Annotated in this window: 13 protein-coding genes and 1 pseudogene; 8 read left to right on the top strand and 6 right to left on the bottom strand. The window is 70.2% G+C overall.

What is annotated here, in order from left to right; translation table 11 throughout:
- Positions 1-189: 189 nt before the first annotated feature.
- The 3 genes from gndA to H5J26_RS21150 are packed head-to-tail and all read right to left on the bottom strand — an operon-like array spanning position 190 to position 3,119.
- Entirely contained in the window at positions 190-1,632 is a 1,443-nt protein-coding gene (gndA, locus tag H5J26_RS21160) for an NADP-dependent phosphogluconate dehydrogenase (RefSeq protein WP_181767497.1), read from the bottom strand.
- A gap of 43 nt (positions 1,633-1,675) precedes the next feature.
- Positions 1,676-2,263 (bottom strand): pyridoxamine 5'-phosphate oxidase family protein, encoded by a 588-nt coding sequence (locus tag H5J26_RS21155; RefSeq protein WP_181767496.1) that lies wholly within the window; start codon positions 2,261-2,263, stop codon positions 1,676-1,678.
- Positions 2,264-2,318: 55 nt separating this feature from the next.
- Positions 2,319-3,119 (bottom strand): DUF427 domain-containing protein, encoded by an 801-nt coding sequence (locus H5J26_RS21150; protein WP_181767495.1) that lies wholly within the window; start codon positions 3,117-3,119, stop codon positions 2,319-2,321.
- 291 nt (positions 3,120-3,410) lie between these two features.
- Between H5J26_RS21150 and H5J26_RS21145 the strand changes: the two genes are divergently transcribed.
- Positions 3,411-3,824 carry an SLOG family protein gene (locus H5J26_RS21145; protein WP_181767494.1) on the top strand — a complete coding sequence of 138 codons (414 nt, stop codon included), beginning with the start codon at positions 3,411-3,413 and terminating at the stop codon, positions 3,822-3,824.
- 163 nt (positions 3,825-3,987) lie between these two features.
- Here the strand turns inward: H5J26_RS21145 and H5J26_RS21140 are convergent, their stop codons facing one another.
- Positions 3,988-5,220: an acyl-CoA dehydrogenase family protein gene (locus H5J26_RS21140; RefSeq protein ID WP_181767493.1), complete on the bottom strand. Its 1,233-nt coding sequence runs from the start codon at positions 5,218-5,220 to the stop codon at positions 3,988-3,990.
- 154 nt (positions 5,221-5,374) lie between these two features.
- Between H5J26_RS21140 and H5J26_RS21135 the strand changes: the two genes are divergently transcribed.
- The 6 genes from H5J26_RS21135 (at position 5,375) to H5J26_RS21110 (ending at position 10,357) form a co-directional block, all read left to right on the top strand.
- On the top strand, positions 5,375-6,019 hold the full coding sequence (locus H5J26_RS21135) for a TetR family transcriptional regulator (protein WP_181767492.1): 645 nt from the start codon (positions 5,375-5,377) through the stop codon (positions 6,017-6,019).
- A gap of 160 nt (positions 6,020-6,179) precedes the next feature.
- Entirely contained in the window at positions 6,180-7,418 is a 1,239-nt protein-coding gene (locus H5J26_RS21130; protein ID WP_181767491.1) for a MurT ligase domain-containing protein, read from the top strand.
- A gap of 31 nt (positions 7,419-7,449) precedes the next feature.
- Entirely contained in the window at positions 7,450-8,178 is a 729-nt protein-coding gene (locus H5J26_RS21125) for a type 1 glutamine amidotransferase (protein WP_181767490.1), read from the top strand.
- Between the two features lie 136 nt (positions 8,179-8,314).
- Positions 8,315-9,265 (top strand): cytochrome c oxidase assembly protein, encoded by a 951-nt coding sequence (locus H5J26_RS21120; protein WP_181767489.1) that lies wholly within the window; start codon positions 8,315-8,317, stop codon positions 9,263-9,265.
- Between the two features lie 113 nt (positions 9,266-9,378).
- A complete protein-coding gene (locus tag H5J26_RS21115) occupies positions 9,379-9,537 on the top strand; it encodes a hypothetical protein (protein ID WP_181767488.1) in 159 nt (52 codons plus the stop codon).
- Positions 9,538-9,625: 88 nt separating this feature from the next.
- Entirely contained in the window at positions 9,626-10,357 is a 732-nt protein-coding gene (locus H5J26_RS21110; protein ID WP_181767487.1) for a lysophospholipid acyltransferase family protein, read from the top strand.
- A gap of 286 nt (positions 10,358-10,643) precedes the next feature.
- Here H5J26_RS21110 and H5J26_RS21105 read toward each other — a convergent pair whose 3' ends face one another.
- On the bottom strand, positions 10,644-12,284 hold the full coding sequence (locus H5J26_RS21105) for an alpha/beta hydrolase (RefSeq protein WP_181767486.1): 1,641 nt from the start codon (positions 12,282-12,284) through the stop codon (positions 10,644-10,646).
- Between the two features lie 239 nt (positions 12,285-12,523).
- Complete coding sequence (locus H5J26_RS21100; RefSeq protein ID WP_181767485.1) at positions 12,524-13,174, bottom strand: TetR/AcrR family transcriptional regulator; 651 nt, start codon at positions 13,172-13,174, stop codon at positions 12,524-12,526.
- A 107-nt stretch (positions 13,175-13,281) separates the two neighbouring features.
- On the opposite strand from H5J26_RS21100, the pseudogene H5J26_RS21095 reads away from it, so the two are divergent.
- A pseudogene (locus tag H5J26_RS21095) lies at positions 13,282-13,743 on the top strand (ABC transporter permease); the annotation flags it as partial.

The following is a 13,743-nucleotide window of genomic DNA, read 5'->3' as shown; positions in this document are numbered from 1 at the left end:
CCCGGAGGCGGGGTGGGCTTGGGAGGGACCGGATCGGGCCGCCGGCAGGCGGGGGACCTCGTGTCTGACTGCTGTGGCATGAAGACTCCAGCGGTCTCACCTAGGCGTTTGCCTGTACGCCCCGCCGGGTGCCCGGTCCCGGGCCCGCCACTCCCCCGGACCTCGGGCGCCCGGCCGAGGGGAGGGCCGTCAGCCCTGTGACACCTCGCTGCGGTCGCCGCCCCAGAGCGTGTGGAAGACGCCCTCCCGGTCGGTGCGGCGGTAGGTGTGCGCACCGAAGTAGTCACGCTGCCCCTGAGTGAGGGCGGCCGGGAGACGTGTGCTGCGAAGGGCGTCGTACGAGGCGAGGGCGGCCGAGAAGCCGGGGACGGGGATGCCGTGCCCGACGGCGGTGGCCACCACCGACCGCCAGTCTCCCTGGGCCTCGCCGATCTCCTTGGCGAAGTGCTCGTCCGCAAGAAGCGTGGGAAGGTCCGGCCGGGCCGCGAACGCCGAGCGGATCCGGTCCAGGAAGGCCGCGCGGATGATGCAGCCCGCACGCCAGATGGCGGCTACGGCCCCGGGGTCGATGCCCCAGCCGAACTCGTCGCTTCCGCTGCGGATCATGTTCCAGCCCTGCGCGTACGACGTGATCTTCGAGGCGTACAGGGCCTGTTCGACCTTCTCCGCGAAGCGCTCGGCCTCCTCCGGCGGCAGAGCCGCGGCGGACGGGCCCGGCAGCTGGGAGCTCGCGGAGCGCAGATCGGCGTGGCCGGACAAGGAGCGGGCGAAGACGGCTTCGGCGATGCCGGAGACCGGCACCCCCAGGTCGAGCGCCGTCTGCACGGTCCAGCGGCCCGTCCCCTTCTGCTCGGCCTGGTCGGCGACGACGTCGACGAAGGCGTGCCCGGTCTCGGCGTCCACGTGCGAGAGCACCTCGGCGGTGATCTCGATGAGGTAGGAGTCCAGCCGCCCCGTGTTCCATTCGCGGAAGGTCTCGGCGATACGGGCGGGGCTGTACCCGGCCACGTCGCGCAGCAGGTGGTACGCCTCGCCGATCAGCTGCATGTCGGCGTACTCGATGCCGTTGTGCACCATCTTCACGAAGTGGCCGGCACCGTCGGGGCCGACGTGCGTGGTGCAGGGCGTGCCGTCACCGGCCTTCGCCGCGATGCTCTCCAGCATCGGGCGGAGCGAGGTCCAGGCCTCGGGCGATCCGCCCGGCATGATGCTCGGCCCGTTGAGGGCGCCCTCCTCACCGCCGGAGATGCCGACGCCGACGAAGTGGAGGCCGCGCTCCCGCAGTGCCTGCTCACGGCGACGGGTGTCGGCGTAGTGGGCGTTGCCGCCGTCGATGATGACGTCGCCCTCTTCGAGCAGGGGTGCGAACTCCTCGATCACGGCGTCCGTCGGGTCTCCCGCCTTGACCATGATGATCAGCCGCCGCGGCCGCTCCAGCGCGGCCACGAACTCCTCGGCCGATTCGGCCGCGACGAAGCTTCCCTCGTCCCCGAAGTCGCGCACCAGGTCACGGGTCTTGGAGGCCGTGCGGTTGTGCACGGCGACGGTGTATCCGTTGCGCGCGAAGTTCCGGGCGAGGTTGCGGCCCATGACGGCCAGGCCGGTGACGCCGATCTGTGCGGTGGTGCTCATGCGTGATGCTCCCTGAGGTGTGTGACGGGCCGACGGGTGCGGGTCAGACGGTACGCGGAGGCAACGGCAGCGGCAGGGCGGGGAGACCGTCGAGGCTCACCCCGACGTGTTCCTTCTTCTCGCAGTACGCGGCGAAGGACTCCTCCGTCTCACGGCGGAACCGCTCGGTGTGCAGCGGCCGTTCCGCGCGGTGGTCCATGAAGGGCACCGCGAAGCCGCAGGTGTCGCTGATGCGGTTCGCCCGCACGGTGATCACGGCGCGCAGGTCCGTACGCGCGCGCATCTCCTCGCCGAAGTGCGGCAGCAGCGCTTCCCACGCGGGGTCGTCCCGGAACACCGGGCTGCCGCTGCCGTGGATGCGGACGATGCGGGGCGGGCCGTCGAACGCGCACCACATCAGCGTGACGCGGCCGTTCTCCCGGAGATGGGCGATGGTCTCGGCGCCGCTGCCGCCGAGGTCGAGGTAGCCGACCGTGCGGTCGTCGAGCACGGCGAACGACCCGGCGAGGCCCTTGGGCGAGACGTTCACGTGGCCGTCGGCGGACAGCGGGGCGGTGGCGGTGAAGAAGACGTGCTGCTTCTCGATGAAGGCACGCAGCCCGTCGTCGATGCGTTCGTAGGTTCTGCCCATGCGGGCATTGTCGATCGCACGGGGACCCCGTGAGTCGCGAATCGGCAAGGCGGCGTCAGGACAGCGGCTCGCCGTCGACCACGGTCTCGATGCCCTCGGCGAGGAAGCACAGGTGCCCCGCCACGCGCAGCGCCCCGTCCAGAGGCTGTTCGTAGCACCAGGCGGCGTCCGGGATCAGCGTGCCGCCCGCGCGGAGGCTGCGGTAGGAGGCCCGGCCCTTGTAGGGGCAGTGGGTGTGGGTGCCGCTGGGCTCCAGCAGTTCGGTGCGGACGTCTGCCAGGGGCACGTAGAAGCGGTTGGGAAGGCCGGTCTCCGACACCAGCAGCGTGCGCCGGCTCTCCGCGACGGTCTCGCCGGCGGCGCCGACCACCACGTGGCGGCTCGTGGGCCGGACGTCCACGCGGTGGTACGGATCGCGGATGTGCCCGCTGACCTCCTCGTCCTCGTCGAACCAGGCGTCCATCGCCGACCAGTAGAGGGCGACGTGCCCCTTGAGCCACTCCGCACCGTCCAGAGGTTCGGGGTAGCTCCACACGGCGTTCTCGGCCAGCCGGTCCCCCAGGCGCACATTCCAGTAGGCGGCGTCGCCCTTGAAGGGGCAGTGCGTGATGTGGGCGCTCTCCTCCAGCAGGTCCTGACGGACGTCGGAACGCGGCACGTACACCTGGGGCAGCAGGTTGCTCTCGTGGAGCAGCTTGGCGTCCGTGCTGTCCAGCACGGTCTCGCTGCCCAGCAGGGCGCGCACGCGGCGCGGGAAGGGCTGCCACAGCAGCCGGTGGGCGGGGCCGTCGATGCGGTAGTTGACGGTTTCCGGGGGCCGCGATGCGAGCGGCCCGCCGCCGAGCGTGAGCGTCATGGGTCTGCGCCTCCGGGGTCGGCCTGACGGTGACGGGCGGTACGGCCCCACTCTCGCACCGCGGATCACCGCACCGCTCCCGGCGGGTACCCAGGACGGAGCGGTGATGGCACACGGTTCCGGCGCATGAACCCGCTCGGCTCGGCGCGCGGCTGCCCGGGCATGCGGACAGCGGGGACCGTGCGGACGGTGAGCAGGCGCTGGAACTCGCGGGCGCCCTCAGAGATCGTGTAGCCGGCGGCGTCCGGACCCGGCGCCCCTCTGACGCATCTCATGGGAAGAGAGAGCAGCATGAGCGACATCCGACGCGTGCTCGTCACCGGCTCCAGCACCTGGAGCGATGAACGGCAGATCGCCGACGCGCTCCTCGAAACCCGGCAGGACGCACGTCAGGACGGAGCCGACGGCATTCTCGTGATCCACGGCGCCCGCCCTCACGGCGCGGACGCCCTGGCGGCGGACTGGTGCACCGCCAACGACGTGCCGGCCGAACCTCACCCCGCCCGGGAGAGCGACGGGAAGGACGCCGACTACATCCGCGACCAGCACATGGTCAACGCCGGCGCCGACGTGTGCCTCGCCTTCATCGGCCCCTGCACCTCCGGCAAGTGCCGCCGCCCCAAGCCGCACGACGCTCACGACGCCCACGCGGGCGCCGAACTCGCCGCCAAGGCCGGCATACCCGTCAGGAGATGGACCACATGACCGAGGCCCCTCCCGGTGATCCGGGCGGGGCCTCGCCATGCGTGATCCGCTGCCTGGAGAGCCGACGAAGGGCCGGCCACCGGCTCTCCGACGACGCAGCAGGCGCCGGGGAGACCGCTGAGCTCCCAGCCGGGGAACCCGCGGCCTCACCTGGGCGGACGACCTACCGGATCGGCATGCCGGAGAGCGTACGGGCGATGACCAGGCGCTGGATCTCGCTGGTGCCCTCGAAGATCGTGTAAATGGCCGCGTCCCTGTGCATGCGCTCGACCGGGTACTCCCGTGTGAACCCGTTGCCTCCGAGGATCTGCATGGCCTGCGCGGTGACGGTCTTGGCGGTCTCCCCCGCGTACAGCTTGGACATCGAGCCCTCGGCGGAGTCGAAGGGCTTGCCTGCCGCCGCCATCCAGGAGGCACGCCAGACCAGCAGCCGGGAGGCGTCGATGCGCGTGCGCATGTCGGCGAGCTGGAAGGCGATGCCCTGGTTGTCGATGATCGGGCGGCCGAACTGCTCGCGCGTCTTCGCGTAGTCCAGGGCGACCTCGTACGCGGCGCGGGCAATGCCGACGGCCTGCGCGCCCACCGCCGGACGCGACGCCTCGAACGTCGCCATGGCGGCGTTCTTCACGCGCTCGCCGCCCTTCTTGGCGCGCTCGCGCGAGCGCGCCAAGCGCTCGTCCAGCTTCTCCTTACCGCCCAGCAGGCAGTGGCCGGGGATGCGCACGTCCTCGAGGACGACCTCGGCGGTGTGCGAGGCGCGGATGCCGTGCTTCTTGAACTTCTGGCCCTGGGAGAGGCCGGGGGTGTTCGGCGGAACGATGAAGGAGGCGTGCCCCTTGGAGCCGAGCTCCGGGTCGACGACCGCGACGACGACGTGGATGTTGGCGATGCCGCCGTTGGTCGCCCACGTCTTGGTCCCGTTGAGGACCCACTCGTCCTTGGCCTCGTCGTAGACGGCGCGGGTGCGCATGGCCGAGACGTCCGAGCCGGCGTCCGGTTCGGACGAGCAGAACGCGGCGACCTGGACGTCGTCGACGTCGCCGTACATCTGCGGGACCCAGGTGCCGATCTGCTCCTCGGTGCCGTTGGCGAGGACGCCGACAGCGGCGAGACCGGTGCCCACGATGGACAGGCCGATGCCCGCGTCACCCCAGAACAGCTCCTCCATCGTCATGGCGATGCCCAGACCGGTGGGGTCGAAGAACTGCTGGGCGTAGAAGTCCAGGGAGTAGAGTCCGATCTTGGCGGCCTCCTGGATCACCGGCCAGGGGGTCTCTTCCCGCTCGTCCCATTCCGCGGCGGCCGGACGAATCACATCCGCGGCGAATCCGTGTATCCATTCACGGATCTCCTTCTGTTCATCGTTCAGATCGAGCGCGAATGCGGGATCACCCATGACCGGTCCTTCCAGCGGCTAAGTTACCTATGGTAATAGGCAGTCTGTTACTGACCGGTAGCCGATGTCAACTGGCGGTCGCCCTCCGACGTCCCCGATCTCCGGGTGTTACGTTTCGCGTGGGGCAGCCAGTTCGACCGGGTGGGGAGGCGTCATGGAGACCACACAGCAGACGGACCAGCGCAACGCTGCGGAGCGTCGCCGCAAGGAGCTGCTCGAAGCCGCCGACCGCGTGGTGCTCCGCGACGGGCCGGGCGCCTCCATGAACGCCATCGCCGCCGAAGCGGGCATCACCAAGCCCATCCTCTACCGCCACTTCGGCGACAAGGAGGGGCTTTACCGCGCCTTGGCCGTACGGCACACCGACGCACTCCTGGGCGCCCTGCGTGCGGCACTGGACGCCCCCGCCGACCGGCGAGGCCGCGTCGAGGCGACTCTGGACACCTACCTCGCCGCCATCGAGGCACGTCCCCAGGTCTACCGCTTCCTGATGCACCCCGCCGAGGGCGGCTCTTCCGGCGAGCGGGGCTTCGACACCGGCCAGCACGCCGCTCCGCTGCTGAGGCGGCTCGGCGACGAGCTGGGCACGTTCATCGAGGAGCGCCTCGACCTCGGCCCCGACGGCGTGGAGTCGGCACGCGTGTGGGGCCACGGGGTGGTCGGCATGGCCTACGCGGCCGGAGACTGGTGGCTGCGCGAACGGCCTTGTTCGCGGGCACAGTTGGTGAGTCAGCTCGCCGACCTGCTGTGGGGGGCGCTGGCGACGGCCGAGGACCGCGTCGGCGCACCGGGCTTCTGACACGGGATCACTCCTTCTCGTGCGCGCACCCGGCGCACCGCGGCCACGAGGCCCGGTGCCGCCGGGCGGGCGGAGCCGTTCCCACAGGGTGAGGCGGTTCGGGCGCGGCGCCGGACCTCGGTAGGCTGCTCCCCACCGAGGGGCAAGGAGGAGCACGACGATGGCAGGCAACCAGGAGCCGCTGTCTCCGCGGGCCAAGTTCGCCGTGACGGCGGGCAGGGCCGCAGCGGCGGTATCGCGCGCGGCGGGTCGCGGCAGCGGATCGGTGATCGGCGGAAAGGTCGCGCTCAGACTCGACCCGGACCTTCTTGCGCAGGTCGCTCATCACCTGGATGTGATCCTGGTGTCGGCCACCAACGGGAAGACGACCACGACCCGTCTGATCGCCGAGGCGCTGCGGGCCAACGGCGGAGTGGTCTCCAACGCGCTCGGCGCCAACATGCCCGCCGGAATCACCTCGGCGCTGGCCGGCGGTTCGGACGCGCAGTACGGCGTGATCGAGGTGGACGAGAAGTATCTGTCCACCGTCGCACGCGATGTGACCCCGAAGGCCATCGCTCTGCTGAACCTCTCCCGCGACCAGCTGGACCGGGCCGCCGAGACGAGGATGCTGGCCGAACGCTGGCGCGAGGGCCTCTCCGGCTCGAAGGCCGTGATCATCGCCAACGCCGACGACCCCCTCGTCGTATGGGCCGCCTCCTCCTCGGCGAACGTCGTGTGGGTGGCCGCCGGCCAGGAGTGGAAGGACGACGCCTGGTCCTGCCCCGCGTGTGGAGGCGTGATGCAGCGGCCCGGCGACGACTGGTTCTGCGCGGAGTGCGGTTTCCGCCGCCCCACGCCGAGTTGGGCCCTGTCCGGTGACGACGTGCTGGACCCGCACGGGTCCGCCTGGCCCATCAAGCTTCAGCTGCCGGGCCGCGCCAACAAGGCGAACGCCACCACCTCCGCCGCAGTGGCGGCGACCTTCGGCGTGCCCCCTCAGGTGGCACTGGAGCGCATGCACTCGGTGACCGCGGTCGCCGGCCGGTACGACGTGGTGACCTTCCGGGACCGGGAGGTACGCCTGCTGCTGGCGAAGAACCCGGCGGGCTGGCTGGAGACCTTCTCCCTCATCGACGCTCCCCCGGCCCCGGTGATCCTCTCCGTCAACGCCCGCGGCGCGGACGGCACGGACACCTCGTGGCTGTGGGACGTGGACTACTCACGGCTGGCCGGACACCCGATCTGCGTGATCGGGGACCGCAAGCTCGACCTGGCGGTGCGTCTGGAGGTCGCCGGAGTCGGCTTCCAGGTGTGTGAGAGCGCCGACGAGGCCGTAAGGGCGTGCCCGCCCGGACGCATCGAGGCGATCGCGAACTACACCGCCTTCCAGGACCTGCGCCGCGTCGTCGGCAACTGAACACTTCGACCCGCTCAAGGAGTTGGCGAGCATGACTGACAGCGGACTGCGGGTGGTGTGGGTCTATCCGGACCTGCTCAGCACCTACGGCGACCAGGGCAACGCGCTGGTGGTGGAGAGGCGTGCGCAGCAGCGCGGGCTGACGGTGCAGCGCACCGACATCCGCTCCGACCAGCAGGTGCCCACCTCGGCGGACATCTACCTGATCGGCGGCGGCGAGGACCGGCCGCAGCGCCTGGCGGCCGAACGGCTGCTGCGCGACGGCGGGTTGCAGCGGGCCGTCGACAACGGCGCCATCATCTTCTCGGTCTGCGCCGGCTACCAGATCCTCGGCCGCGAGTTCGTCAACGATCTGGGCGAACCGCAGCAGGGCCTGGGGCTGCTTGACGTGATCAGCCGCCGCGGCGAGGCCGAGCGGTGCGTGGGCGACGTCCTCGGCGACATCGATTCGGAGCTGGGGCTGCCGCAGCTGACGGGCTTCGAGAACCACCAGGGCATCACCCAAGTGGGGCCCGGGGCACGCCCGTTGGCCCGGGTACGGCTCGGCAAGGGCAACGGCACGGGCGACGGCACTGAAGGCGCGTGGAACGACACGGTCTTCGGCACGTACATGCACGGGCCGGTCCTCGCACGCAACCCGCACATCGCGGACATGCTCATCAAGCTCGCGCTGGACGTCAACGCGCTTCCGCCGGTCGACGACCACTGGTACGACGCCCTGCGCAAGGAGCGGATCAACGCGGCCCTCCAGCCTGCCTGAAGCTTTCTCCGGGTGCGCCCGGTGAGCAGGCTGCCCCAACTGGTGCCGGAATGCCTGAGGCGGGGGTACCCCGGGCCGTCCGATCCGGGGGATCTACGCTTGTGCGGGCGGACCGGTGCAAGGCGGGAGAGTGCGGATGGACCACGGCGGACACGGCATGACGATGGATCTGCCGCCGTTCACACTCGGCCGGGGCCTGGAGTTCACGGGCGAGCCCTTCTTCCTGGTGGGCTGCCTGCTGGCGCTGGTGCTGTACGGCGCCGCCGTGGTGCGCCTGAAGCGGCGCGGCGACAGCTGGCCGGTGGCGCGCACGATCGCCTGGGTGCTGGGCGTCCTCACGGTGGGCCTGGCCATGTGCACGGGCCTGAACGAGTACGGAATGGTGCTCTTCAGCGTCCACATGGTGCAGCACATGATCATCAGCATGCTCTCGCCGATCCTCTTGCTGCTGGGTGCTCCCGTGACGCTGACGCTGCGCGTGCTGCCCTCCGCGGGGCGCGGGCGCAAGGGCCCACGGGAGCTGCTCGTGGCCGTGCTGCACAGCCGCTACATGCGCGCGGTCACACATCCTGCGTTCACGATCCCGCTGTTCATCGCGAGCCTCTACGGCCTCTACTTCTCGCCCCTCTTCGACCTGCTGATGGAGTCGACGGCAGGGCACCTGGCGATGATGGTGCACTTCCTGCTGGTCGGGCTCGTCTTCTTCTGGCCGATCATGGGCGTCGACCCCGGGCCGCAGCGGCCCGGGTACCTGATGCGCATGCTGGAGCTGTTCGCGGGGATGCCCTTCCACGCCTTCTTCGGGATCGCCCTGATGATGGGGACCGAGCCGATGATCTCCACCTACGCGCATCCGCCGTCCTCGCTGAAGGTCAGCGCGCTGTCGGACCAGGTGGCGGCCGGCGGCATCGCCTGGGCGTTCAGCGAGATCCCCTCGGTGCTGGTGCTGATAGCGCTGGTCTTCCAGTGGCACAGGTCGGAGGAGCGTCAGGCGCGGCGGCTGGACAGGGCGGCGGACCGCGACGGCGACAAGGAGCTGGCGGCGTACAACGCCTACCTGGCCTCTTTGCAGGCCCGGCAGCCGTGACCGCCGGGTGGTAGCGCTTCGGACCGCGGGCGAGCGACCATGGAGTCGTGCGCCCGGCCCGTTTTGTGCGGGAATCCCCGTCACCCGGCCGGGCAGGGGAAGAGGGTGTTGCGATGCCTGGCTCTGCGAAGGCGATGACGGTGGCCACTGTGGCCGCCTTGGTGGCCGTCACGGCGTACACGGTGACTCTGGGGGGAAGCGGCTGGCTCTGGTTCGCGTGGGTGGTACTGGGCCTGGTGACCATCGGAACGGCCTCCACGCAGCGCAACTGAAGTGATCTCCGGTGGCCCCCCTCCCGTGCAGGCGGGGCAGGGGACTACTCTGCGATCTCACCTGACTGCATGGGGGAAGGCCCGAAGCGTGTTCTACAACCTGTTCAAGTACGTATTGCTGGGGCCCCTGTTGCGGCTTTACTTCCGTCCGCGCATCGAGGGGCTGGAGAACATCCCGGAGGACGGTGCGGCCATCGTGGCCGGCAATCACCTCTCCGTGTCCGACCACTTCCTGATGCCCGCGATCCTGCGTCGGCGCATCACGTTCCTCGCCAAATCCGAGTACTTCACGGGCCCCGGCCTCAAGGGACGCCTGACCGCGGCCTTCTTCCGGAGCGTGGGCCAGATCCCGGTGGACCGTTCCGGCAAGGGCGCCGGCCAGGCCGCCATCGACGAGGGCCTGGGGGTGCTCCGCAAGGACGAGCTGCTGGGCATCTACCCGGAAGGCACGCGCTCCCACGACGGACGCCTCTACAAGGGCAGGGTCGGCGTGGCCTCGATGGCGCTGCAGGCGGGGGTCAAGGTGATCCCCTGCGCGATGGTGGGGACGTTCGAACTGCAGCCGCCCGGGCGGAAGATGCCCAGGATCGGCAAGGTGACGATCCGCTTCGGCAAGCCGCTGGACTTCACGCGGTACGCCGGGATGGAGAGCGAGCGCACGGTCCTGCGGGCCGTCACCGACGAGATCATCCACGAGATCCTTCAGCTGTCCGGACAGGAGTACGTCGACCTGTACGCGCCCGACGCGAAGGCCCAGCAGGCCAAGGAGCGCGAGCGCACACGTACGCGGGGCAAGCGCGAGGACAGCAGCAAGGCCTGAACCGGCCTGGCCGGATCCACGGCTGCCGGAGTGCCGCCAGCGGCAGGAGCTGCCGGAACGCGGCCAGCGGCAGGAAGCCGCCGGAGGGTGGCCTCCGTGCCCGCATGAGGGCTGCTGACCGCGCACCCGCGACGGGCACGGTCAACGGCCTCGTGGAAGGCGGCGGTTGACCGCCCTGCAGCGACGGGAGCCGCCGTGACGCACCGAAGGGGACGGCCGGAGGTCCGGCCGTCCCCTTCATGCTGTCGTGCAGTGCGTGGGCGTCAGAGACGCCCACGCGTGGGCGTCAGGGACGCGGAAGCGCCGGCAGCTGTGCCGCCTTCGCGTCCGACTTCTCGTCCGAGGCCTCTTCCGGTACCGGGGTGGTGTGCGGCCCGCAGGTCGCATCCTTCTTCCCGACGGTGCCCTTGAGGAGGTAGGCATCCACACGCTTGTTGATGCAGGAGTTCTCGACATTGGTGATGCCGTGCGAACCCGCGTCCCGCTCGGTGATCAGGCGGGAGCCCTTGAAGCGCTTGTGCAGGTCCACCGCGCCGCCGTAGGGAGTGGCGGCGTCACGCTCGGCCTGTGTGATGAGCACGGGCGGCAGGCCCTTGCCCGTACGGACCTCCAGCGCGTCCTGCTGCTTGACGGGCCAGGTGGCACACGGGAGGTTCAGCCAGGCGTTGGACCAGGTGAGGAACGGGTACTTCTCGTGCAGCTTCGAGTTGTCCTTGTCCCACGTCTTCCAGCTGGTGGGCCACTTGGCATCGGTGCACTCGACCGCGGTGTAGACCGCGTTGCCGTTCTCCGAGGACTTGTTGCCCGCGGTGTCGGACATGTCGGGGCCGGCGGCGTCGACGAGAGCCTTCTCGTCACCCTTGAGATAGGCGGACCACACTCCGGCGACCTCGGCCCACATCTGGTCGTAGTACGGGGCGTTCTGGAAGAAGCCGAGGAGCTCGGCCGGGCCGACGACGCCGCCCACGGGCTCCTTCTTGGCCGCGGCGCGCAGCTTCTCCCACTGCTTGTCGACCTTCGCCGCGGTGTCGCCGATGCCGTAGGTGTCGTCGTGCTCGGCGACCCACTTCGTCCAGTCATCCCAGCGCACCTGGAAGGCGACGTCCTGGTCCAGGTTGTTCTGGTACCAGATCTGGTCGCGGGAGGGGTTGACGACGCTGTCCACGATCATGCGGCGCACGTGGTCGGGGAAGAGCGTGCCGTAGACGGAGCCGAGGTAGGTGCCGTAGGAGACACCGAGGAAGTTCAGCTTCTTGTCGCCCAGCGCGGCACGGATGACGTCGAGGTCGCGGGCCGTGTTGGGCGTGGTCATGTGCGGCAGGAGGTCGCCGCTGCGCTCCTTGCACCCGTCCGCGTACTCCTTGGCCAGCTTCCGCTGGGCGCTCTTGTCCGCGTTGTCGTCGGGGACCGGATCGAGCTTGGGCGCCTTGACGAACTCCTGCGGGTCCATGCAGGAGATGGGCGCGGAGTGACCGACACCGCGAGGGTCGAAGCCGACGAAGTCGTACGCCTTCGACGTCTTGGTCCACAGCGGGTTCTTGTCGGCGATGCGGGCCGGGAAGCGCAGACCGGAACCACCGGGACCACCGGGGTTGTAGACGAGGGAGCCCTGGCGCTCCCCCTTGCTCCCGGTGCTCTTGGCGCGGTCGACGGCGATCTTGATGGTCTTGCCGTCGGGGTCGGCGTAGTCGACCGGGACGGTGACGAAGCCGCACTGGACCGGCTTCTCCAGACCCCAGTCCTTGGGGCAGTCCTTCCAGTCGACGCCTTCCTCGGCGGCCCGGTCGGCTGCCGCCTTCACGCCGCGCGCCTCGGCACTGCCGAGCTTGTCGTCGGCCCCGTCCGCGAGTGCGGTCGGAACCACTATCAGTCCTGCTACGAGCGCAACGGCACCGGCGGCACCGAGCGTTGCTTTACGTCTGTTCACGTGGGGGCTCCCCCTGGGGTGGCTGACCGCCGGAGGCGGCGGTGATCATAGATCACGTTCCTGTGAGGCGGATCCTTCCGCCCCACAGCAGGTAAGGGACAGGTCACGCTGATGATCTTTACCAAGTCGTGAATCTACCGGCACCGTCCAACATGCGCCTCACAAGACGGGCATTGGGGGCACGCGCGTGACGGGAACCACCGGGTCCGCCGAACGGCGGGCCCTACGCGGCGTCAACTTCAGGGGCGCCGGCCCTGGGCCGACCCGGGCCGGTCGGCTGCGGGCACGTGCATGTCGACGAGGGCCCGCAACCCCTGCTGGAACGCGGCGGGTTCCATGCCGCCGAAGAGCGCCTGCTGCACGAAGTAGCCCTGAACCGTGGCGATGAGCGTGCGCGCCAGGTGCTCGACGTCGGCGTCGCGGGCGACCCAGCCGCGTTCCTGATAGGCCTCGACGAGCCGCACCCACTCCGCCAGCAGCCCCCGGTAGCCCTCAGCGAGGACCTTGGCGACCTCGGGGTTGCGGAGCGTCTCGCCCCACACCTGCACCAGCATCTGCGGAAGGGCCCGCTGGTCGTCGGGGTCGCCCAGCATCTCTCGCAGCCTGCCGAGCACCGCTCCGAAGAGCTCGTCCGGCGTCGGCGGAGGATCGGCTGCCGCGACCATCGCGTACGACTCGCGCACGCTCTTGAGCGTCTCCTCCGCGACCGCCGCGACGATCTCCTCCTTGCTGCGGAAGTACCGGTAGACCGCCCCGGCCGACAGGCCCGACTCCCTGAGGACGTCCTGCATGGATGTGGCGTGGAAACCGTTGCCGGCGAAGCAGCGACGGGCGCCGTCGAGGATCTGGCGACGCCGTGCGTCGAGGTGCTCCTGGGATACGCGGGCCATGGACCAAGATTAAAACGAACGTTCATTCTTGACAACGCCGCATCGCGGCGGGACCGTGGGAGCGCAGTAAAACGAACGATCCTTCTCTTTAGATCGGGAGCACCGCCATGCCCGCATCCTCGTCTCCGCGCTCCCCGCAGCCGCCCGTACGAGCGCTCGTGGCGCTCCTCGTCCTCTCCCCCGTCGTGGTCGCCCTCGCGTTGTGGGCGTTCGCCTGGCCTGCCGCCCGTACGGCACCGCGTGACCTGCCGGTGGCCGTGGCGGGCCCGGCGGCGGCCACCGCACCCGTGGTGGAGAAGCTCACCGGTCACGGCGGCCACGCCTTCGAGATACACCGCTACGGCGACGAGGGGGCAGCCCGCGAGGCCATCGAGAAGCGGGAGGTCTACGGCGCATTCGTCGCAACTCCCGGAGGAGGGAAGGTTCTTACGGCGAGCGCCGCGAGCCCCGTGGTCGCCCAGCTCCTCCAACAGGCCGCAGGCGGCGGGGAGTCCACGTCCGGCGGGGCGGCACGTACGAGCGACGTGGTCGCCGCTCCGGGCGCGGACCCGCGGGGCGCGGCGCTGAGC

Source organism: Streptomyces albidus (ex Kaewkla and Franco 2022) (assembly GCF_013870515.1).
GTDB lineage: Bacteria > Actinomycetota > Actinomycetes > Streptomycetales > Streptomycetaceae > Streptomyces > Streptomyces albidus.
This window is presented reverse-complemented; position numbering and strand designations above follow the sequence as displayed.